Genomic DNA, 1410 nt, shown 5'->3' on the forward strand with positions numbered 1-1410 from the left:
GATCACCTCAAAAGCTCTTGTGCCACGGGGGCCGTCCACATATGGGTCCCGGGTCAAGCCCGGGACGACGGGGAGAGATTCCTATGCCTTATCGTCGCCGTGGCCCGCTTTGAGTGGCTGAACGGTTACCCGGTTTGTCAGGGCGGAGAGGGCCTCGATGGCCTCCTCGCACCACTCCGCCACGACCTGCTCATGGCGAAGGCCGATGCGAAGCCCGAGCAGCTTGCCCATATCGGCCGGCGAGGCGACACCTTGCGGGAACCGCTTGTTGAGGAGGCGCTCGTAGCGCTCGTAGCGGTCGCGGTGGTGTTCCAATCGCGCCATCAGGTCGGTGCGCAGCGGTTCGATATCGACGCTGTCGAGCGCGTAGAGCCGCACCAGGAGATCGTCCTTGATCGACGCCGGCATACTCGGACGCGCCGCCCAGTGCCGTAGCGCCGCCTTGCCTTCGGGGGTCAGCGTGTAAACCAGCTTGTTGGGCTTGCCGGATTGGACCACCTCGCGGGCCTGGACATGGCCGCGGTCGCGCAGCTTGGAAAGCTCGCGATAGATCTGCTGATGGTCGGCCTTCCAGAAGAAGCCGATGGACGCGTCGAACGTCTTGGCGAGCTCGTAGCCCGTCATCGGACGTTCGGTCAGGCATGCGAGGATCGCGTCACCCAGCGCCACGGGTCGCCACTCCCTCTCCGGTTTGCTTGAGCAGGATACTGTCGGAGGACAGGCGCCCATTTGTCCGGATCCTGCTCACTCGTCCAGCATCCTTGACTTTATGCACATAGGCGCATATGCGTCAATGTGCATAATTGACGGTCAAGACTAAACGGCGCGCCATGGTCGGGCCATTGCACGTTCCGCCAAGAGGAGACGTCTTTGACAATGACCGGCCTCGACAAGTGGTACGCCTACATGAAGTCCCATGATCGCGCAGCGCTCTGGGATCTGCTTCACCCCGACGCCGTATTCGAAAGCCCCGTCGTACACACGCCGCAGTGCGGACGTGACATCACCTTCAAATATTTGTCGAGCGCGGAAAAGGTGCTGGGCGGCCCCGGCTTCACGTATCGGGGCGAATGGCGCAGCGATAACGGCGCGGTGCTCGAATTCGAAAACGAGATTGAGGGCATCAAGATCAACGGGGTCGACATCATCACCTTCGATGCGGAGGGACGGATCACGCATCTCAAGGTGATGGTGCGCCCGCTGAAGGCGATCAACCTGTTGCACCGGCTGATGGGAGAAGAGCTAATGCGGCAGGCCGGCGAGGCCAGCGCCGCCAAGTCGCAGCCTAAGTCGCAGTCCTGATCCCGATAATCGCTTTCCCGGAACACCGAAAGGTCTAGGCCGTGTGGACAGTTACCTTATCCAGAGCAGAGTGGCGGCAATGGCGACGACGGCGAAGTAGTTTCGCGC

General features: G+C 61.8%; 2 protein-coding genes. One reads left to right on the forward strand and one right to left on the reverse strand.

Features of this window, described 5'->3' with window-relative positions:
• Positions 1-81: 81 nt before the first annotated feature.
• Complete coding sequence (locus AAFX91_RS41640; RefSeq protein ID WP_130583570.1) at positions 82-669, reverse strand: PadR family transcriptional regulator; 588 nt, start codon at positions 667-669, stop codon at positions 82-84.
• 201 nt (positions 670-870) lie between these two features.
• Between AAFX91_RS41640 and AAFX91_RS41645 the strand changes: the two genes are divergently transcribed.
• Positions 871-1302 carry a nuclear transport factor 2 family protein gene (locus tag AAFX91_RS41645; protein ID WP_165421504.1) on the forward strand — a complete coding sequence of 144 codons (432 nt, stop codon included), beginning with the start codon at positions 871-873 and terminating at the stop codon, positions 1300-1302.
• The last annotated feature ends 108 nt before the right edge of the window (positions 1303-1410 follow it).

The sequence above is a fragment of the Bradyrhizobium sp. 31Argb genome, assembly GCF_043638955.1.
Taxonomy (GTDB): domain Bacteria; phylum Pseudomonadota; class Alphaproteobacteria; order Rhizobiales; family Xanthobacteraceae; genus Bradyrhizobium.